The sequence below is a fragment of the Flavobacterium sp. genome (assembly GCF_039930565.1).
GTDB lineage: Bacteria > Bacteroidota > Bacteroidia > Flavobacteriales > Flavobacteriaceae > Flavobacterium.
Genome location: NZ_JBDTTP010000075.1, coordinates 1 through 20,275, shown reverse-complemented (window position 1 = coordinate 20,275; position 20,275 = coordinate 1). Strand labels below are relative to the sequence as shown.

Below are 20,275 nucleotides of genomic sequence, written 5' to 3'. Positions count from 1 at the left end.
TGGAGTTTTATAAAAAAACGGACAATAAAAAATACATTGCTTATAATGAAATGAATTTAAAGCTAAATAAAGATGAAGAACACAATCGTAAAATTATTGCAGATGATTTAATTAAAACACTTCGCAAAAAACAAATAGATAACCAATCTAATTATGAAAAGAGTAAAATTACGATTATTGGCATTTGTATTTTTATTGTTTTAATTACAATAGGAATCTACATATTCAGAAGAAAACAGGATTATAAAAAATTTAAAAATTTTATCAGCCAAAGTGCAATACTGCAAACTACTGATGATGAAGAAATAGAAGTAGAGGAGGAAATAACACCTAAGAAAGACACTGCCAAAGAATATATGTCTGAGGCAACGGAAATTAGTATTTTACGAGGTATAAAGGATCTTAATAAATCTCATTATTATCTCAATAAAGATATATCATTAAATTCTTTTGCCGCCGAACTCAATGTAAATCAGAGATATTTATCGTATGTCATTAACAAACATAAATCAAAAGATTTTGCAAGCTATATAAATGAATTACGAATAAATTACATAATCGATCGTTTGAAAAATGACGATAAATATTTAAAATATAAAATAAGTTATCTTGCAGATCAATGCGGTTTCTCCTCACATAGCAGGTTTACCATTACCTTTAAAAAAGTTACCGGGGTTTCTCCTTTGAATTTTATCACTTACCTTCAAAAAGAACGTGAAGAAAAAATAATAATTTAATACGGCGTATCAAAACCTTTACTGAAAGAAAAACAGAAATCTGGAATTAATTTCATTTAAAAGTTTCAAATCCTCTACTAAGTGGTTCGAATTCTGTACCGCCAAAGGTACATAAGGGATAATCAGTTTTTTGCTGATTTTGTCTTTTTTAGTGTTTAACTACTTGTGTAGACTTCATTCAGTTAATAAATAACAACTGAATCGGACTGGATACTAAATTATGATAGGTTAATCCTGAATTATGCTGTTTGTCCTTAGTACCAACTGACAAAACATTTTGCTTTCCAAATTTGGTCATTTTAGTTAAAAAAATTAAAGGGCTCACATTTTTAAACTCAATAAACGGTTTATTAATCAATTAATTTAAGATGTTTTGTCAACCGTTAAAAGACCTGTAAAACTAGTGGTTTACAGGTCTTTTGTTTTTTCTTATGAACATCTTGGTACAAAATTCGAACCTTTTGTTCGAAGATTTCCAGATTTTAAGTATGTTGACAGAGAAGTGTTTGATTTTAAAAGTTTGCCATAAGCGTTAAATAGACTTGAATCTCTTAATTATGTAATTGATTTTTGAGAGCATATAGCTTGCTTCTAAGATTTTTTAACATTAGAGGATCGGAAACTTTACCTCTAACTCTGGTTAAAATAACGGTTTCTCCGATAGTCATCTTCAGAGCATGCCCTTGTTTGTTAAAGAGTTCCGAAATCAGTTTTGAAGTTTGCAACATCGGGTGAATTGATTTTAACATACTGAAGAAAAAACCATTATTTCCATGAAAATATATAGGTAGAATAGGAACGTCTGCTTTACAGATAATTTTTCCTACCACAGGATGCCACTCCGGATCTGTGATTTCACTCGTCTTAAAATTATAAGATGAAACTTCTCCCGCAGGAAATATTGCAACAGGAATACCTTCTGATAAAGCTTTGAGTGTCATTTTTAATCCCGTAATACTCGCAGAATTTTGCACATTTTCAAAGGGATTTACTGCAATAATGCATTTTTCAAGATTTGGAATTTCCTTTAATAAAAAATTTCCCATATACATTGTATCAGGACGTATTTTCGCGATTGTACTTAATAAAGCTAATGATTCGATACCTCCATAGGGATGATTTGCAACAACTATAAAAGCTCCTTCACGAGGAATATTTAGTAATTCGGTAGCATCAAATTGGACTTTTACACCAATTTTCATTAATACATAATTAGCAAAATCTGCACCCTCAAGATTGCCTGCCTCTTTTACAATAGCATTTAAATTGTTAATTTTCATTACTTTCATCAAATAAGAGGATAATCCTGGGATAGGAATTTTAGTAAGGCCGGCAGCTTCAGAAAATTTTTCTTTGGATATCAATGTCATATTATAGCTTATTAAGGTTGAATGCGAAAACTAATAAAAAACCTAAAAGGAATGGAATTGGCAATAGGTTAATGTTTATTCGTGAAATTTTGTTATTGTAACTTTATGACTTGAAACAAGAATTTGGAGTTATGAAAAGGAGAGATGGTTAATCATCTGCATATTCTTTATCGCAATCACGGGTAAAGATACTCTCATTTTATATGTGAACATTGAATATGCAAATAAAACAACATTAAAGAGGAAGGATATTTGCCTGACATCCAACTTTTGTATTTCCCGTAACACTGACTTTGTAATTATAGAAATAAAAAAAGGTAAAACACATTATGTATTTTACCTTTTTTGTGACCTCCTTGGTACAAAATTCGAACCTTTTACTTGAAGATTTCCAAGTTTTAAGCGAGTTGACAGAGTTTTAATAATGAAGGCATTTGATTGACCGAGTTTATTAAAAAGTTGCAACTAGCCTAAATGGGGCTTCTACAAAGCACATCTAATTGTATGAAATACAAAGTCCCTTAAGTTTAAGGATATCTAGTAAATAAACAAAAAGTTTATCATTTGTTCCAGCAATATTGAAAGGTTAGACTTAATAACATTGTATTTATATATGTAATAACTCGAAAGGCTTATTGATAAAGTTTAAAATTAGTTTTCTATAACTCATCTTCCACAATTAGGTCAACATTTTTTAGAATAAGTTCTTCTAATTTCCGTTTGTGAATAACAATTTTCAACTTTTCTTGCAAAATATTTTTCAATGAAATTTTCTACATTACTAATTTCATCATTTAGTAAATGATAAAAATTTCATAGTCTCGAACGACTCGATTTTTAATAATTGTACCCTTAAAAAAGAAAGATTCAACAACTGTGAGAAAGGCGTTTGAAAAGGAGTTTAGAAAGCTTCCTGACAACTTAAAACTGTCTTTGACCTATGACAACGGAACAGAGATGGCGCAACACAAAACCTTTACTAAAAACTCCAAAGTAAAAGTCTATTTTGCCCATCCCTATAGTCCGTGGGAAAGACCAACAAATGAGAATACAAATGGATTAATTAGAGACTATTTCCTCAAAGGAACTGACTTTAATTTAATATCAAAAAAGCAACTCAAAGAAGTACAAAATCAGCTTAATGAAAGACCTGGAAAAACCCTAGGATATGAATCACCACTAAATACAATTAACCGATTATATATGAACCAAAATTTTATTTAATAATTAGCTAAATTCAAATCCCAAGTTATTGGAGTTATGCATTTTTCTAGAATTTATTTTACGATAACTTTTTTAGTAACACGTTTTGCATTCTCTTTTTCGATTACAATAAAATAGATCGCTGGAGAGAGATTACTACAATCCACTGCCAAAGTACAATTACCTATTGCAAATTTTTGAGAAGCTATGTCTTTAACCGCAGCCCCACTAGAATCAACTAATCGAACAGTTATATTTTGTTTTTTTTCATTATAAAACTCTAAATTCGTATTGCCATCAATAGTTGGGTTAGGAAATACGATTATTTCGGTTTCGTCCGATTCAATTTGCGTTACAAATTCTTTTGATGTTGCCATACGATTGGTAGCAGCTGCAAATGCAATATAACCATTACAATGCATCATCTGGCTGCTTCCGCCACCACCACAAGCGTTGTTTGAATAAAATGCTGTATTAACCGTTTGATTTTCGGCTTGTAAAACCGCACTATCCACTTGCAAATAATCTACTTCTACATCTCTATTTGCGACATCATTTACAACTTCTAGACGTACAGCACCTGTAGTTGTTGACGACGTGCTATAATTTGCAAAAGCCGTAGTGAGGTTGTATGTAGCAATTACATTTCCGTTGATTCGCAATTGTAATTGAGCACCAGTAGCAGTACCACGAGCTCTAGTTACAAAATTACGAGTTGCCACAGTAGTACCACAACCACCAAATGGAGCGGGTGCAGGACAACAAGAAAGCGATGGGCGGCCGCCTAAATAAGATTTTAACCATGTCATTGCTGGGCGATCTACAAAATTTCCATAAAGTAATCCAGAATCAGTTCCGCCAGCACCAGAGGCACCATTGCCATTGATCCATGTATTGCCTTGAATATAACCCCACAATGTAATACCGGCTACTCTTGGATGTTCCCATGCTACTGGAATTAGACTAGCGTAAACATCTCTTTGTTTGGTCTCGTTAGGATTAGCGGGTTGGTCAAACTCAGTAATATGAATTGGAACACCAGTTTTTGTCCAGATTTCATCGATACATGCTTTAAAATTTGCAGCAGTTAAATTTTCAATACCATGTGCCTGTAAACCTACACCATCAATCAGATTTTTTGTTCCATTTGTAAGGTTTGGAGCATTTTTTACAGCATTTACCATCGCAATATAAGGTGCACGACAGTTGTTCCAGTTCATTTCTACATTGTATTCATTAATCAATAACGCAGTATTTGGAAAATTTTTTCTAGCCAATTGAAAACACCAAATTACCCAACCATATTGATTATTGATATCACCTGCATTGGCTGGTTCTGCTCGATAACCTGCAGTAAGAGCAGCCTTATAATTAGCTGTCATTGGGGTATTTACTGGCTCATTTAATACATCAATCATTTTTAGACCGCCCAAAGGGTTGTAATGGTCAGCTGTGGCTTTTATGAAGGCTTGTACCGAAGCTTGTATCGTTGCTGTACTAGCACTTGCAACCCAACCTGGTGTTTGAGCACCCCAAACTAAAGTATGAAACTTGAATAGTCCGCCACTGTTTTTGGCTTGATTGTAAGACACATCCGAACCAGACCAATTGTAAACTCCTTTTGTACCTTCAATCGAGCCCCATTTTGAAGCATTTTCACTAGTAGTCTGATTCCAAAATATATTGTAATTACTTGGAACACTGTTTTGAATAATATTTCCAAAATATTTTCCTTTACATTTTCCCAATTGAGCTTGCGCATTATTGCCCAATACTATAGCTACTATTACTAACAATACCCACTGAATTCTAATTGAAATTCTATTATTTTTCATAATTATGTCTTTTTATGTTTTTTATTAATATTATGTGTAATCTTTATTTCTTAAAAGTTTTGCATTAATCCTAAATCGTAAGGAATTTTGATATAACTACCAAAATTTCCATTTACCACACCTTGTATAAGGACTTCACAACGATCAATATTATTTATTTCCATTAATTGATTGTTTCCTGAACGCAATATTTCACCATGTGAAATCTGATCTGTCCAATGCTCACTCCGTTCTGTTAAATTTGCTTTTGTAGCCCATGTTTCTGAAACTTTAGTCCATGTTCCGTTAAGCGTAGTAGCCGACCAAAGCTCGAAGTACCTTGCAGCATCTTCGACCATCATATAAAATTTACCATCTGCTTTGTTTTTATATACATGAGGGGCTTCAAAAGTATTTGTTGCAGCAATCGTTGGCGCTTCCCAACCATTTGGAAAATTAGCGATCGTAGTTCTACGTCTTTTAATAGTATTTGAACCATCTTGTGCAGAATAAAAACAATATACATGGCTATTATCAGCAATGCACCAAAAGTCGATACCATCATTAATCCCCATTGTTTTACCTGCCGCCCAACCTCCGTAATTGGATATACTCGTATTGGTAGAATATGTGGCACCTAAACCCGATTGATATATTAAATACCATTTTCCTTTTACAGGAAAGTTGAATACTTGCGGAGCACAAAAATATCCTCCACCATTTAACGAATTCATAAACCTACGAGGATCGGCTTTCATATTGAATAATGAGACTGTATTTACATAACCCATCTTCCAATTGTTTCCATCTGTACCGGTATAAAAAACATGCCATTTACCACCGTCGTAAACAAGTGTTGGATCTTTTACAGCAACAGATTCAAAAGAACCCGCTGCACCTTGTTCAAAAATTTTGCCAGTAACACTCCATTTTGGACTTAAAATTACACTGACTTTTGCGTTTTTTTCAGTTTTACCGATAACCTCTGTTGATGAAATGACTTCATCAGGTTTACTACAACTACATGCCATAATCACAAAGGAAGTTACAGCAAATTTTAATAAATTGTTTTTTTGATTTTTCATAATTATTTTTAGGAATTAACTTACCAAATATAATAAACAAAATAATTAAAATGAAAATAATTTTGATAAAAATTAAACTATTCTTTTTTTAAATAAGCTTTTTATGTAGTAATCATTAAAAAAATAATAAATTATTGAAATAAAAGTATTTGTAAATTTTAACAAAATCATCAAAAAAAACACCCAACTACTTACCCAATTATTCTTCAATTTAAAGGAACTCAAACGCTCTTAAAGCCAGATTTTACGAAAGTTTAAAATGTAAATTATCTCGAAGCTAAGAGACAAAAATGAGTTCAAAGACATCAATACGTTTTAAATTACCAAAGGAGAAACCGATGTTATTTATGTTTGGAATGGCAGTTGGCAAATTGCAACCTACAATGAGAACTAAAGTATTTTCATGATTTTAACATATAAGTTAAAAAACATTACAGGATTGGAAGCAGAAAACTCAACAAACATAAGGGTTTGTTAATCACTCTAAAATATCGAAGCTTTTGTCGAACCAGAAAAAAGCCTGTAAAATCAATGCTTTACAGGCTTTTTATTTTTTCTTGTGACCACGGCGGGATTTGAACCCGCACGCCCTTACGAGCACCAGCCCCTCAAGCTGGCAAGTCTACCGTTTCTCCACGTGGCCTAAATAAAAAAAGGTCAAGTAAATAATTACTCGACCTTTGTGACCCGACTGGGGCTCGAACCCAGGACCCCATCATTAAAAGTGATGTGCTCTACCAACTGAGCTATCGAGTCATTTCGTTTCCTGAACGCGGGTGCAAATATAAGGAGTTTATTTTATTATTTGCAAGCTATTTTATTATAAATTTGTCTTTTTTTAACCAAAGTTTACAACGCCTTAGTTTATAAGGTTTTATTGAAATGAAAAAAATTATATTATTAGGATATATGGGTTGTGGAAAGTCTACAATTGCCCAAAAATTATCAAAAGCCACTAATATTCCATATTTAGACCTGGATAAATGCATTGAAGAAAAAGCAAATTTGACCATTAATGAAATTTTTGAATTGCATGGTGAAATTTATTTCAGGAAACTGGAACATGAAATTTTTTTAGAATTGCTTCAGTCTTCTGATGACACTGTAATAGGTTTGGGCGGAGGAACTCCTTGTTACGCCAATAATCATGAATTTTTAAAAGGCGAGGGGGTTATTTCTGTTTATTTAAAAGCTTCCATTGATACTCTGTACAATAGATTAATTCATAATAAGAGCAAGCGTCCGTTAATTGCTAATATGGAAGAACAAGAAATGAGAGAGTTTATTGCCAAACATTTATTCGACAGAAGTTTCTATTACAATCATGCACTTCATAAAGTTGTAGTAGATAATAAAACAGTAGAAAAAACAGTTTCTGATATTTTAGAGATTCTAGCTTAAAAAGGCATAATTGTCACCATTTTCGTCAAAAACTACCTGAACATGTTCTAATAAGGATGTCGATAAGGAAATTCCTTTAAAATCGGCTTTAACTGGATACTTCTTGTGATTTCTGTCAACAAGTACAGCAGTTTTAAATTTCTTTAACGGGACGTCTAAAAAATGGCGTACAGCATAAATTAAAGTCGTTCCTGAGTTTAATACATCGTCAACCAATACTAATCCTTTATTGGAATATTCAGATGCAGTTAAGGAAGTAGTAATTGGAAGTTCAGGATTTTGTTTATTAACAGTAACCTCGCATAAAGATATTTTTAAAGTAGAAATTTCCCTTAATGCTGTGGCAATTTTTTGTGCAAATACATATCCGTTTGTAGCAATACCGGCAATTACAACTTCATCATCAACAAAAGTTTCGTAGATCTGATAGGCGATACGTTTTATTTTGTGTTCAATTTCCTGATTTGTTAAGATGATATTTTTGCTCATGATTTATTTTTTTGCTAAAGTACAAATTTTACTATTTAGACTTTTAGAATATTCGAATTTTAGAAATTAAACGTCTTCTTCCTCGTCAAAAATTTCATTGCCGTATTCGTCAATATCCCTTCTGTCTTTTTTTGTTGGTCTTCCTGTACCGCTCTTGCGATAATGTTCTTTGGATAATTTTAATAATTCTAAATGGGCATAAGCTTCGGCAGGAGTTTCGTTTTTTCTGTACATATCAACCAGTTTTGCTCCTACACGGCTTTCGGGAATATCGAGGACCGTGATAATTTGCGTAATCTGATCTTTTCTAAATGTGATTTTATCAGAAGGAAAAACCTCTTTTGATGGTTTGGCAACCTGACCATTTACGGTAACGTGGTTTTTTTTACAAGCTTCAGTAACCATGTTTCTGGTCTTATAATATCGTACACACCACAGGTATTTATCTATTCGCATAATTTTTCTAAAATCGGAGTTAAATTCTTTACAAAAATAAATCAATATTGTATCTTGCGCACCTAAAAAATTAACAATAATGAATAAATTTAAATATTTCTTTATTTTACTAATAGCCTTAACAGGTTTTGTTTCCTGTAATAAAGATGATGATAATGATGTAGTAGTAGAACCACTTAGAGATTTTGCTACACAATTTGCAGCAGATAAGGCCACTATAGAATCATATTTAAATACACATTATATTGTTGTTACTGAAAGCGAAGGGAATGTTGAAGATATGGATGTCGTTATAGATTCTATTGAAACTCCCGCTACACAAGTGCCTATCATGTCTTATAAAGCAAACGTAGGGACTGCTATTTTTCCTCAATTAAAATCTAAAACTGTTGATTTGCACGGAATAACGTATGAACTTTATTATTTGGTTTTAAGAGAAGGAACAGGTGAATCTCCAATGAATACAGATGGAGTTTTAACTTCTTATAGTGGTAGTTATTTATCTGATGTTGAAAAAAAGGATAAAAATCTTAAGTATGTTTCAACTACTTTTTTTGAACAAGTAAGATATCCGCAATCAGCAATGGATCTGGCTGGATTAATAAGTGGATGGAGTGAAATTTTTCCGGAATTTAAAGAAGGTAATGTTGAAGGAAAGAATGATGGAACAATAAGTTATACAAATTTTGGGGCTGGAGTAATGTTTCTTCCGTCTGGACTGGGATATTATACAGGCAGTGGTTCTATACCTTCATACAGACCTTTAGTATTTAGTTTTAAATTATATCAAATACAAAGATTAGATCATGATAGTGATGGTGTTTTAGATTTTAACGAAGATATAAATGGAGACGGTTATGTTCGTGATTTTCGTAATACAATATTATATCCTAATGCTCCTGTGAATCCGGACGATACAGATGTTGATGGAATTCCGGATTTTATTGATATTGATGATGATGGAGATGGTTATACTACAAAACTTGAAATTACGAAACCTACAGGTAAAGTTGGTGAAGTTTCTGAGGGAGGAGTTAAGTTCTATTATGGGCCTAGTAAATACTATCCATTTGAAAAATTTGATGTAGCAGATGATCCGGAAACATTATATGATGAGAAGAATTTAAACAGTGAGCCTAAAGGTATTCCTCGAAGACCGACAGGACCGCTTGCAGATCCTAATAAGCCAGAATCTTCGACTAATGTAAAAGCTTATTTGCCTGAAGATTATACTGATAATCCAAGATTAAGAATACATTTGGATAAAACATATCCCATAAAATAAATTAATTTACGTTGAAATAAAGAAACCCTCGGAATCACTTTCGAGGGTTTCTTTATGATTATAAAGGATAATAAACTCTGCTTTGAATTAATTGAAAGCAAAAAACCTCGAAATCACTTTCGAGGTTTTTTATAAGCAAGAAATCTGAAATTATTTCCTTTTAATAACTTTTTCTACAGCTTCAACAATTGCCTGATTGTTTAGTTTATATTTTTCCATTAATTGTTCCGGAGTTCCGGATTCACCAAAACTATCATTTACCGCTACAAATTCTTGTGGAGCAGGAGTATTTAAAGCTAATACTCTCGAAATGCTTTCTCCAAGACCTCCAAGAATGTTGTGCTCTTCTGCGGTTACTACACATTTTGTTTTAGCCAATGATTTTAGAATCGCTTCTTCATCAAGTGGTTTTATCGTGTGAATGTTGATTACTTCAGCAGAAATTCCTTTTGCTTCTAAAGCTTCAGCAGCAATAAGCGCTTCCCAGACTAAGTGTCCTGTTGCAACGATGGTTACATCAGTACCTTCGTTTAATAAAATTGCTTTTCCAATTACGAAAGGTTCGTCTGCTGGCATAAAATTAGGCACAACCGGACGTCCAAAACGCAAATAAGCAGGACCATGATGATCTGCCAATGCTAAAGTAGCTGCTTTTGTCTGGTTGTAATCGCAAGTATTGATTACAGTCATTCCAGGAAGCATTTTCATTAAACCAATATCTTCTAAAATTTGGTGTGTTGCTCCGTCTTCCCCAAGTGTTAAACCAGCGTGGGAAGCACAGATTTTTACATTTTTATCAGAATAAGCAACAGACTGACGAATTTGATCGTAAACTCTTCCTGTTGAGAAGTTAGCGAAAGTTCCTGTAAACGGAATTTTTCCTCCAATGGTTAAACCTGCAGCGATCCCAATCATATTAGCTTCTGCGATTCCAATCTGGAAAAAACGCTCCGGATGATTTTTCTTGAATTCATCAAATTTTAATGAACCAATTAAATCAGCACATAATGCTACAACATTTTCATTTTTCTGACCTAGTTCAGTCATTCCTACTCCAAAACCAGAGCGGGTATCTTTACTTCCTGTATTTGTATATTTTTTCATTGTTTTTTTGCTGTACGCAATAGGCTGGAGGCAATAGCATAAAGCTTACTGCTTAAGCCTTAAAGCTTGTTTTAATAATCGATTTGATCTGCAGAATAGTTTTGTTCTAAAGCACTTGCTAACTGGTCGTTGTTTGGTGCTTTACCATGCCATGCGTGTGTGTGCATCATGAAATCTACACCATTCCCCATTTCGGTATGCAATAAAATACAAACTGGTTTTCCTTTTCCGGTTCTTGATTTCGCATCAGTTAATCCTGCTAAAATGGCATCAATATTATTCCCTTCTGTAATGTCGATAACATCCCAGTCAAAAGCTTCAAATTTGGCACGAATGCTTCCCATTGGTAGAACTTCATCAGTAGTTCCGTCAATTTGTTTTCCGTTAAGGTCAATTGTTGCAATAAGATTGTCTACTTTTTTGGCAGAGGCATACATGATCGCTTCCCAGTTTTGTCCTTCCTGCAATTCTCCGTCACCGTGTAAAGTATAAACGATGTGGTTATCTCCATTTAGTTTTTTTGCCTGAGCAGCACCAAGAGCTACAGATAAACCCTGGCCTAATGAGCCGGAAGCTATACGTACTCCTGGTAATCCTTCGTGTGTTGTTGGATGTCCTTGCAAACGGGAATTTAATAATCTGAAAGTGGCTAATTCTGAAACAGGGAAATAACCGCTGCGTGCTAAAACACTATAAAATACAGGGGAAATATGACCGTTTGAAAGGAAGAATAAATCTTCTCCAATTCCGTCCATATCAAAACCTTCTTTACGGTCCATAATATTTTGGTATAGTGTTACCAAAAATTCAGTACAACCTAATGAGCCACCTGGGTGACCTGAGTTGACAGCATGTACCATTCGAAGAATATCTCTTCTTACTTGGATAGTTAAATCGCTTAATTGTTGTGTGTTAGGCTTCATTTTGTATGTAAAAGTTAAACTGTTGCAAAAGTAATTTTTATTTTGCGGTATGACAAATGATTTTTTGCTTTAGTTTGTTGTAATTGTTACATTTTAATTCTTTTTTTATGTATGTCAAAAATTGAAATACCGTTTTATAATTAAAATTTGAAATTAAGCGAACTGATTTTTATAAAGGGGTTAAAAACAAAAAGTCCCAAAATGGGACTTTTTAAAATATACTTAAAGAGCTTTGTTTATTCAGTATCGCCTTCGCTGTAAAAATTATTTTCTTCATCTTCTGAGCCAATATCTTCCTGTTCGTCATCAAGCTCTGAGCCCGGAATGTCTAAATCGTTTCCCAGTTTGTCGCTGTTTTGTTTCCATTCGTGATCGTCCTGACTGATGATGGTTCTTTCTCCTGAAATTCCCTCAGGATCAATATCTTCAAGTTTGTCTTCCTGATTGTAGATATCTTCAGTTGCGGGATATTCTAAATTTTCCAGATTTTTTTCAATTTGGGCATCCTTGATTTGATCAAGATCTGCAGGATTTCTTTCTTCGGAATTTATCATGATTTCTATTATTTAAATGGATATTAATTCTTTTCTATATATCATTAAAATTAAGAAATCAATACATTGTTATGTTACATTTTACCAATGTGATTGTTGCAGTTTTTACATTTGAATTAGCTGATGCAGTGAATTTCTTAAAAAAAAGTCTGGTGTTTGCGTTAGGGATAGCAGCGGCATCCTTTTTTTACAAATGTCTTGTCTTGGTTAAAACTGATTTTTCCGGAACAAAAAGATATAGCGGATGAGCCCGGCCCTTGGGAAACGCCCAAATTATTTTATTTTAATGTTTTCTTTGTTTCAGGTTTCAAGAGTGTAAAATCATTATCTGATTTTCTAATTGACAAATTATCTAATTAATTAAATTTTCCTCAAATTAGACTATCTTTGCCGACTGAAAAAAGAAACAGATGAAGTTTGATTTATTGAAAAAAGATCCGCAGTCGAAAGCAAGGGCGGGAAGTATTACTACTGATCACGGCGTAATTGAAACGCCAATTTTTATGCCTGTCGGAACTGTGGCTTCTGTAAAAGGAGTTCACCAGCGCGAACTTAAAGAAGATATTAATCCGGATATAATTCTTGGAAATACCTACCATTTATATTTACGTCCTCAAACAGAGATTTTGGAGAAAGCGGGCGGGTTACACAAATTTATGAACTGGGACCGTAATATTTTGACAGATTCCGGAGGGTATCAGGTATATTCCCTTTCTAATAATAGAAAAATCAAGGAAGAAGGAGTGAAGTTCAAGTCGCATATTGACGGTTCCTACCACTTTTTCACACCTGAAAATGTAATGGAAATTCAGCGGACTATTGGAGCTGATATTATCATGGCTTTTGATGAATGTACGCCTTATCCTTGTGATTACAGGTATGCGCAAAGGTCTATGCATATGACACACCGCTGGCTGGATCGTTGTATTAATCATTTGGATAAAGTGCCTTATAAATATGGGTATGAACAAACTTTTTTTCCGATTGTTCAGGGAAGTACTTATAAAGATTTACGTCAACAGTCGGCAGAATATATTGCTAATTCCGGACAACAGGGAAATGCAATTGGAGGATTGTCAGTAGGAGAGCCTGCTGAAGAAATGTATGCGATGACAGAAGTTGTTTGTGAAATCCTGCCGGAAGATAAACCCCGTTATTTGATGGGAGTGGGAACTCCAATTAATATTTTGGAAAATATTGCGTTAGGAATTGATATGTTCGATTGTGTAATGCCAACCCGAAATGCCAGAAATGGTATGTTGTTTACATCAAACGGAACCATTAACATCAAGAACAAAAAATGGGAAGCAGATTTCTCTCCAATTGATGAAATGGGACATACTTTTGTAGATACAGAATATACGAAAGCTTATCTGCGCCACTTGTTTGCTGCCAATGAATATTTAGGGAAACAAATTGCAACGATTCATAACTTAGGTTTTTATATGTGGTTGGTTCGTGAAGCCAGAAAACATATCTTAGCAGGAGATTTCAGGCCGTGGAAAGAAATGATGGTTAAGAATATGAGCCAAAGACTATAAAAAAGTTTCAAGTTTTTTAGTTTCAAGTTTCACGTTCTCTAACCACTTGAAACTTGAAACTTGAAACAAGAAAAACAAAAAGAAATCTATGTTAACGATAATAGATAAGTACATTTTAAGAAGATATCTGGTCACTTTCTCGGTGATGCTTTTATTATTTATTCCGATTGGAATTGTAATTGACGTATCTGAAAAAGTCAATAAGATGTTGGAAAATAATATTCCGTTTACACAAATTGCAATCTATTATTATAATTTTACGGTCTATTTTGCCAATTCTCTTTTTCCGATATTTTTGTTTTTGTCGGTAATCTGGTTTACATCAAAACTGGCAAATAATACAGAAATTATCGCTGTGCTGAGTTCTGGAATTTCCTATACCCGTTTTTTACGCCCTTATATCATGGGTGCCTCAATAGTCTCTGTTTTTGTACTATTAATGGGATTTTTTATTGTGCCCGCCGCAAGCGAAGGATTCAATAATTTTAGATACACTTATTTAAAAGGTAATGGAAAAGAGCTGATGCGTGGACAAAATACGAACGTATACAGACAGATAAATGATCACGATTTTATTTATGTAAACAGTTTTAATGAAGAAACCAAAACAGCTTTTAATTTTACATTGGAAAGGTTTAAAAATGATAAATTAGTATATAAAATTACTGCCAGCCGTATTAAATGGAATCCTAAAACTAAAAACTACACGCTTTATGATTATTCTAAAAGAACGGTTGGTGAACTTAATGATAAAATTGAGAAGTTTCCTGAGAAAAATGTAGCTTTTAAGTTTGAGCTGGAAGATTTAACTCCTGTAGTCTATATTGCAGAGACACTTCCGTTAGGAAAATTGATTGATTTTATTGAAAAGGAAAAAAAACGTGGTTCAGCAAACGTCAATACTTATTTAGTGGTTCTTTATAAAAAATTCAGTGTGCCTGTTTCGGCATTTATTTTAACCATTATTGCGGTCGCTGTTTCTTCAATGAAGCGTCGGGGTGGTATGGGAGTCAATTTGGCTATCGGAATTGCTATTGCCTTTTCATTCGTATTTTTTGATAAAATATTTGGCACTCTTGCCGAAAAATCTACTTTCTCACCTTTTTTGGCTGTTTGGTTTCCGAACATATTTTTCGGAATAATGGCAGTTTACTTATTACGCAATGCGAAACGATAATTTAAAAAGTTACTTAAATCTTCATTTAATTGTATTTATTTGGGGATTTACCGCCATTTTAGGGGCACTTATTACTATTGATGCAGAAAATCTGGTGTGGTTTAGAATGTTTTTTGCAGGCATTTTTCTGGCAGTATTTATAATTTATAAAAAAGAGTCTTTTATTATTTCTGCAAAATCACTTTCAAAATTAATTTTTGTCGGCTTATTGATAGCCCTGCATTGGATATTTTTTTTTAAAGCCATTCATGTTTCCAATGTTTCCATCACACTTTCTATATTTTCATTGGGTGCCTTTTTTGCTTCTTTGCTGGAACCTCTTTTTTATGGAAGAAAAATATTACGGTATGAGGTTTTTTTCGGATTGATCATTATCGCAGGACTTGCATTGATTATGCAGGTTGAGATTAAATATCTAGAAGGAATGTATTATGCATTAGCCTCTATTATTTTAGGCGTTTTGTTTACTTTGATGAACGGAAAATTAATTGCCAATCACGATTCGTCTGTCATTACTTTTTATGAATTTGGAGCCGGTGTTTTCTTTATTTCAATATATTTTTTAATTCAGGGAAAGTTTAATGCCGATTTTTTTGTTTTAACTGCCAATAACTGGATTTTACTTTTCATATTGGCTTCTGTTTGCACTGCTTATGCTTTTACGGCATCAGTAAAAGTCATGCAAAAACTTACCCCATATACTGTAATGTTAACAACTAATTTAGAACCCGTTTATGGAATAATCCTGGCTTATTTCATTTTAGGCGGAAAAGAAAAAATGAGCACGGAGTTTTATATTGGCGCTATTATTATAGTCATTACAGTAATTTTAAATGGTGTTTTTAAACATTATCAAAATAAGAAAGACTTACAATAATGCTTCTAAAATTTTATATCGCCTAATTAGTGTAAATAATATGCATTATTAGTGTATATTATTTACACGAATCACACATAATATTTTTATATTTGCGGTTCGAATAAAAACAAAAAATTCAAAAATCCATGGAATATTTAGATTTTGAGCTTCCAATCAAAGAACTTGAAGAGCAGTTGCAAAAATGTGTTGTTATTGGAAAAGAATCTGATGTTGATGTAACACCAACCTGCAAGGAAATCAACAAAAAATTAGAACAGACTAAAAGAGAAATATATAAAAATCTGACCGCCTGGCAACGCGTACAGTTGTCCAGGCATCCAAACAGACCTTACACCCTAGACTATATCAGGGCTATATGTGGCGAAACCTTTCTGGAACTTCATGGTGACAGAAACTTTAAGGATGACAAAGCGATGGTGGGTGGTTTAGGAAAAGTAAATGGACAATCTTTTATGATTGTGGGTCAGCAGAAAGGATATAATACCAAAACCCGTCAATATCGTAATTTCGGAATGGCAAATCCTGAAGGATATCGTAAAGCTTTGCGGTTAATGAAAATGGCAGAGAAATTTGGTATTCCTGTTTTAACTTTAATTGACACTCCGGGTGCTTACCCGGGTTTAGAAGCTGAAGAAAGAGGTCAGGGTGAAGCGATTGCCAGAAATATTTTTGAAATGGTCCGATTGAAAGTCCCAATTATTACCATAATTGTTGGTGAAGGTGCTTCAGGCGGTGCATTAGGAATAGGTGTAGGAGATAAGGTGTATATGCTGGAAAATACCTGGTATTCTGTTATTTCACCAGAATCCTGTTCCTCTATTTTATGGAAAAGCTGGGAATACAAAGAACGTGCAGCTGATGCCTTAAAATTGACATCATCGGATATGAAAAAGCAAAAATTAGTTGATGATGTTATTCCCGAACCATTAGGCGGAGCACACTACGATAGAGAAACTACTTTTAAAACAGTAATTGAATATATTACGAAAGGATATAACGAATTGAAAGACTTATCAACAGCCGACTTAATTGCCCAAAGAATGGATAAATACAGTAATATGGGAGAGTATAAAGAATAAATTCATATAAATGACTTGAAAATCCGAAGCCTCGCCGTTTCGGATTTTTTTTTGGTTATTAACAAAAAAGACATACTTATAAACAATTAATAATTATAACTCAATAGCAATGTTTTTTTAAATTTTGCTAATTTCGCTATATGGAAAATTTCAAAAATGTAAACCCAATAAAGGTAGATAAAACCACTATTATCAATTTAGAGAAAGGGAAATTACCGCCACAAGTACTTGATTTAGAAGAGGCTGTACTTGGTGCAATGATGATTGATAAAAAAGGGGTTGATGATGTAATTGATATTTTGCAGCCTGATGCTTTTTATAAAGATGCACACAAGTATATTTTTGAGGCTATAGTTCAGCTTTTTACAGAAACTCAGCCAATTGACTTATTGACTGTTTCATCGCAATTAAAAAAGAATGGGAAATTAGAGTTATCAGGTGGTGATTTTTACTTAATTCAGCTTACGCAAAAGATTGCCTCTTCGGCGCATATTGAGTTTCACTCCCGTATTATACTTCAAAAGTTTATTCAGCGTAGTTTGATTCGTATTTCGTCGGAAATAATTGAAGAATCGTACGATGAAACCACAGATGTTTTTGATTTGCTAGACAAAGCCGAATCAAAACTATATGAAGTGACACAAGGAAATATCAAACGAAGTTCAGAGACAGCCCAGAGTTTAGTACTTCAGGCTAAAAAACGTATTGAAGAAATTGCTGGTAAAGAAGGTCTGAGTGGAGTAGCAACAGGTTTTGAGAAATTAGATAAGGTAACTTCAGGCTGGCAGCCAAGTGATTTAATTATTATTGCTGCACGTCCGGGTATGGGTAAAACAGCGTTTGTACTTTCGATGGCAAGAAATATTGCTATTGATTTTGGACATCCGGTAGCAGTTTTCTCTCTGGAGATGGCATCGGTACAGTTGATTACCAGACTTATTTCATCTGAAACAGGACTGTCGTCAGAAAAATTAAGAACAGGAAAATTGGAGAAACACGAATGGGAACAATTAAGTACCAAGGTGAAAGATTTAGAAAAAGCGCCTTTATTTATTGATGATTCACCTTCACTATCCATTTTCGATTTACGAGCAAAATGTCGTCGTTTGGCCTCTCAGCACGGTATAAAACTAATTATTGTCGATTATCTTCAATTAATGACAGCCGGAGGAAGCGGAAAAGGAGGAGGAGGAAACCGTGAGCAGGAAATCTCTACAATTTCCCGAAACTTAAAAGCTTTGGCAAAAGAGTTAAATGTTCCTGTAATTGCACTTTCGCAGTTGTCCCGTGCAGTTGAAACACGTGGTTCAAGCAAACGTCCGTTGCTTTCGGATCTTCGTGAATCCGGTGCAATTGAGCAGGATGCTGATATTGTTTCATTTATCTATCGTCCGGAATATTATAAAATAGAAGAATGGGATGATGATGAACAGTCTCCAACCGCTGGACAGGCAGAATTTATTATAGCAAAACACCGTAATGGTAGTCTGGAGAATATCCGATTGAAATTTATTGGTAATTTAGGTAAGTTTGATAATTTGGAAGATTTTACTGGAGGTTATGACGATTTACCATCAAAAATGAATCATGATGAGAATCCTTTTATTACTAAGAACCTGCCGTCTCCAAATGAGGCATTTGGTAGTAATCTGAACGATGACGATGATGATAGTGATGTGCCTTTTTAAGATTTAGTAACGCGAAAAAAATAAAATACTTTAAATTAAAAAGGGGAAAACATTCAAGTTTTCCCCTTTTTAATTTAATAGATTGTCACTAAATATAAACTTAATTTTTTACTAAAAAAAAATTAAATTTTGATAGTATTGAATCATCTTCTTCTTGGTTTATTGGGCAATGTTCAATTTTAAAATCTGGATTGTATTGCCATTGATCACTATGGATATTACACCCTTTTTGTGTTAAGTAAAGATTCGATTCATATGGTTTATATCCATTTGCCTTAATCTTAACAAATAATTTTTCAGATATTTTTTCAGAATTTGAAAAACCTGAATAAATTGAATATGCTCCATTTAATGCAGTAATTAAATGATTATTTGAATAAAATTGATTCCTTTTTACTTTAATATTTATATCTGTCGTTATTGGCAGATGTGTTTTGGAATCTAAAATTAATCCTTTCACTATTATTTTTTTACTAGTAATAAATAAAGGAGTTAAATCAAGATTGCTGCTGTTTTGAGGTGGAGCAGATAATATAGTTCCGGTTGGGAAAATTAAAGCCCCAGAAGCCAAAATACTTGTCTTTTTTACAAATAATCTTCTTTCCATAAGTTTTAAATGTTAAAGAACGGTTTTATAGTGTAATTGTTTATCATAAATAGTTTGTTTTAAATTAAATATAGGGGATGTTAAACATCCCCTATATCAATTATTTTTTTAGAATCAATTTATGTGTAATTGTTTTGTTTCCTTTCTTTTCACTAACTAAATAAATTCCATCAGAAAGATGTTCAATATTAATAGTATTGATTCTGTCAGAAAAGACTTTTACAGTTTTAATAGTTTGTCCTAATTGATTTGTAATATTTAAATCACCATCATAATCACATTGTATATTTATTATTCCCTTGTTTGGATTTGGATACATGGTGAATTTAGATTTTTCTTCAAAATCAGGATTAGCCAAAGTGTTTACTAAAACGCATGATGATGTAACATCGCATCCACCCATAGTAATTGTTACACCATAAGAACCATTAACAGTTGGAGTGAAGGATTGTCCATTTTCACCGATTAATATAGTGCTTGGGCATTCAAACCATTGGTAAGTGGCACCAGCCTGATTAGCTGTTATAGTGGACCCAATTAGTGTAGTTGTTGCATCTATAGCAGCCGGTTCAGTAATTGTATAATTACGGGTAGCTGTACAACCATTAGCATCTGTTACTGTTACGGTATAGCTTCCTGCAGTAAGGCCAGTAGCTGTAGCAGCAGTTCCACCAGAAGGTGACCAGGAGTAAGTATAACCCGGAGTTCCACCGGAAGGTGTTACTGAAGCAGATCCATTCGATCCGCCATTACAAGACACATTGGTTTGAGAACCTGTTGCTGTATTGATTGCAGTTGGTTGAGTAATTGTATAATTACGTGTAGCCGTACAACCATTAGCATCTGTTACTGTTACGGTATAGCTTCCTGCAGTAAGGCCAG

18 protein-coding genes, 2 tRNA genes and 1 pseudogene are annotated in these 20,275 nt (G+C 33.5%); 9 read left to right on the top strand and 12 right to left on the bottom strand.

All coding sequences use genetic code 11. The features are described 5' to 3' along the window. The coding region (locus ABI657_RS15865) for a helix-turn-helix transcriptional regulator (protein WP_348098247.1) at positions 1-737 on the top strand (737 nt) is incomplete at its 5' end. A 551-nt stretch (positions 738-1,288) separates the two neighbouring features. On the opposite strand, the gene ABI657_RS15860 is transcribed toward ABI657_RS15865, so the two are convergent. Then, the gene (locus ABI657_RS15860; RefSeq protein WP_348098246.1) at positions 1,289-2,107 is read right to left on the bottom strand and encodes a 1-acyl-sn-glycerol-3-phosphate acyltransferase; all 819 of its coding nucleotides are present in this window, start codon (positions 2,105-2,107) and stop codon (positions 1,289-1,291) included. Positions 2,108-2,929: 822 nt separating this feature from the next. On the opposite strand from ABI657_RS15860, the pseudogene ABI657_RS15855 reads away from it, so the two are divergent. Continuing rightward, positions 2,930-3,331, top strand: a pseudogene (locus ABI657_RS15855) (IS30 family transposase); the annotation flags it as partial. Positions 3,332-3,384: 53 nt separating this feature from the next. Here ABI657_RS15855 and ABI657_RS15850 read toward each other — a convergent pair. The 4 genes from ABI657_RS15850 to ABI657_RS15835 all read right to left on the bottom strand — a co-directional run bounded on the left by ABI657_RS15850 (position 3,385) and on the right by ABI657_RS15835 (position 6,965). Continuing rightward, the gene (locus tag ABI657_RS15850; protein ID WP_348098245.1) at positions 3,385-5,145 is read right to left on the bottom strand and encodes an endo-1,4-beta-xylanase; all 1,761 of its coding nucleotides are present in this window, start codon (positions 5,143-5,145) and stop codon (positions 3,385-3,387) included. Positions 5,146-5,195: 50 nt separating this feature from the next. Next, positions 5,196-6,209 (bottom strand): non-reducing end alpha-L-arabinofuranosidase family hydrolase, encoded by a 1,014-nt coding sequence (locus tag ABI657_RS15845; RefSeq protein ID WP_348098244.1) that lies wholly within the window; start codon positions 6,207-6,209, stop codon positions 5,196-5,198. Positions 6,210-6,769: 560 nt separating this feature from the next. Continuing rightward, positions 6,770-6,852, bottom strand: a tRNA-Leu gene (locus tag ABI657_RS15840). A 40-nt stretch (positions 6,853-6,892) separates the two neighbouring features. After that, positions 6,893-6,965: transfer RNA gene (locus tag ABI657_RS15835), tRNA-Lys, on the bottom strand. A 126-nt stretch (positions 6,966-7,091) separates the two neighbouring features. Between ABI657_RS15835 and ABI657_RS15830 the strand changes: the two genes are divergently transcribed. Then, positions 7,092-7,610, top strand: coding sequence for a shikimate kinase (locus ABI657_RS15830; RefSeq protein ID WP_348098243.1), 519 nt, complete (start codon positions 7,092-7,094; stop codon positions 7,608-7,610). Here ABI657_RS15830 and ABI657_RS15825 read toward each other — a convergent pair. After that, positions 7,602-8,099: a phosphoribosyltransferase domain-containing protein gene (locus tag ABI657_RS15825; protein ID WP_348098242.1), complete on the bottom strand. Its 498-nt coding sequence runs from the start codon at positions 8,097-8,099 to the stop codon at positions 7,602-7,604. The genes ABI657_RS15830 and ABI657_RS15825 overlap by 9 nt on opposite strands. Positions 8,100-8,165: 66 nt before the next feature. After that, entirely contained in the window at positions 8,166-8,555 is a 390-nt protein-coding gene (locus ABI657_RS15820) for an RNA-binding S4 domain-containing protein (protein ID WP_348098241.1), read from the bottom strand. 79 nt (positions 8,556-8,634) lie between these two features. On the opposite strand from ABI657_RS15820, the gene ABI657_RS15815 reads away from it, so the two are divergent. After that, the gene (locus tag ABI657_RS15815; protein ID WP_348098240.1) at positions 8,635-9,840 is read left to right on the top strand and encodes an FKBP-type peptidylprolyl isomerase; all 1,206 of its coding nucleotides are present in this window, start codon (positions 8,635-8,637) and stop codon (positions 9,838-9,840) included. 150 nt (positions 9,841-9,990) lie between these two features. On the opposite strand, the gene ABI657_RS15810 is transcribed toward ABI657_RS15815, so the two are convergent. From ABI657_RS15810 to ABI657_RS15800, 3 genes are all read right to left on the bottom strand, one after another. Then, a complete protein-coding gene (locus tag ABI657_RS15810) occupies positions 9,991-10,944 on the bottom strand; it encodes a transketolase C-terminal domain-containing protein (protein ID WP_348098239.1) in 954 nt (317 codons plus the stop codon). Positions 10,945-11,015: 71 nt separating this feature from the next. Beyond that, positions 11,016-11,867, bottom strand: a complete 852-nt coding sequence (locus ABI657_RS15805; protein WP_348098238.1) for a transketolase — start codon at positions 11,865-11,867, stop codon at positions 11,016-11,018. Positions 11,868-12,103: 236 nt separating this feature from the next. Further along, positions 12,104-12,421: a hypothetical protein gene (locus ABI657_RS15800; RefSeq protein WP_348098237.1), complete on the bottom strand. Its 318-nt coding sequence runs from the start codon at positions 12,419-12,421 to the stop codon at positions 12,104-12,106. Between the two features lie 410 nt (positions 12,422-12,831). Here ABI657_RS15800 and tgt point away from each other — a divergent pair, with 410 nt between their 5' ends. The 5 genes from tgt to dnaB all read left to right on the top strand — a co-directional run bounded on the left by tgt (position 12,832) and on the right by dnaB (position 18,786). After that, complete coding sequence (gene tgt / locus ABI657_RS15795; RefSeq protein WP_348098236.1) at positions 12,832-13,962, top strand: tRNA guanosine(34) transglycosylase Tgt; 1,131 nt, start codon at positions 12,832-12,834, stop codon at positions 13,960-13,962. An 88-nt stretch (positions 13,963-14,050) separates the two neighbouring features. Beyond that, positions 14,051-15,139 carry an LptF/LptG family permease gene (locus ABI657_RS15790; protein ID WP_348098235.1) on the top strand — a complete coding sequence of 363 codons (1,089 nt, stop codon included), beginning with the start codon at positions 14,051-14,053 and terminating at the stop codon, positions 15,137-15,139. After that, positions 15,126-16,016, top strand: a complete 891-nt coding sequence (locus ABI657_RS15785) for a DMT family transporter (protein WP_348098234.1) — start codon at positions 15,126-15,128, stop codon at positions 16,014-16,016. Before ABI657_RS15790 ends, ABI657_RS15785 begins: the two co-directional genes overlap by 14 nt. Before the next feature lie 128 nt (positions 16,017-16,144). After that, positions 16,145-17,098: an acetyl-CoA carboxylase carboxyltransferase subunit alpha gene (locus ABI657_RS15780; protein WP_348098233.1), complete on the top strand. Its 954-nt coding sequence runs from the start codon at positions 16,145-16,147 to the stop codon at positions 17,096-17,098. A gap of 140 nt (positions 17,099-17,238) precedes the next feature. After that, positions 17,239-18,786: a replicative DNA helicase gene (dnaB, locus tag ABI657_RS15775; protein ID WP_348098232.1), complete on the top strand. Its 1,548-nt coding sequence runs from the start codon at positions 17,239-17,241 to the stop codon at positions 18,784-18,786. A 100-nt stretch (positions 18,787-18,886) separates the two neighbouring features. On the opposite strand, the gene ABI657_RS15770 is transcribed toward dnaB, so the two are convergent. Next, positions 18,887-19,393 carry a hypothetical protein gene (locus ABI657_RS15770; protein WP_348098231.1) on the bottom strand — a complete coding sequence of 169 codons (507 nt, stop codon included), beginning with the start codon at positions 19,391-19,393 and terminating at the stop codon, positions 18,887-18,889. 100 nt (positions 19,394-19,493) lie between these two features. Then, on the bottom strand, positions 19,494-20,275 hold a 782-nt coding region (locus tag ABI657_RS15765; RefSeq protein WP_348098230.1), incomplete at its 5' end, for a T9SS type A sorting domain-containing protein.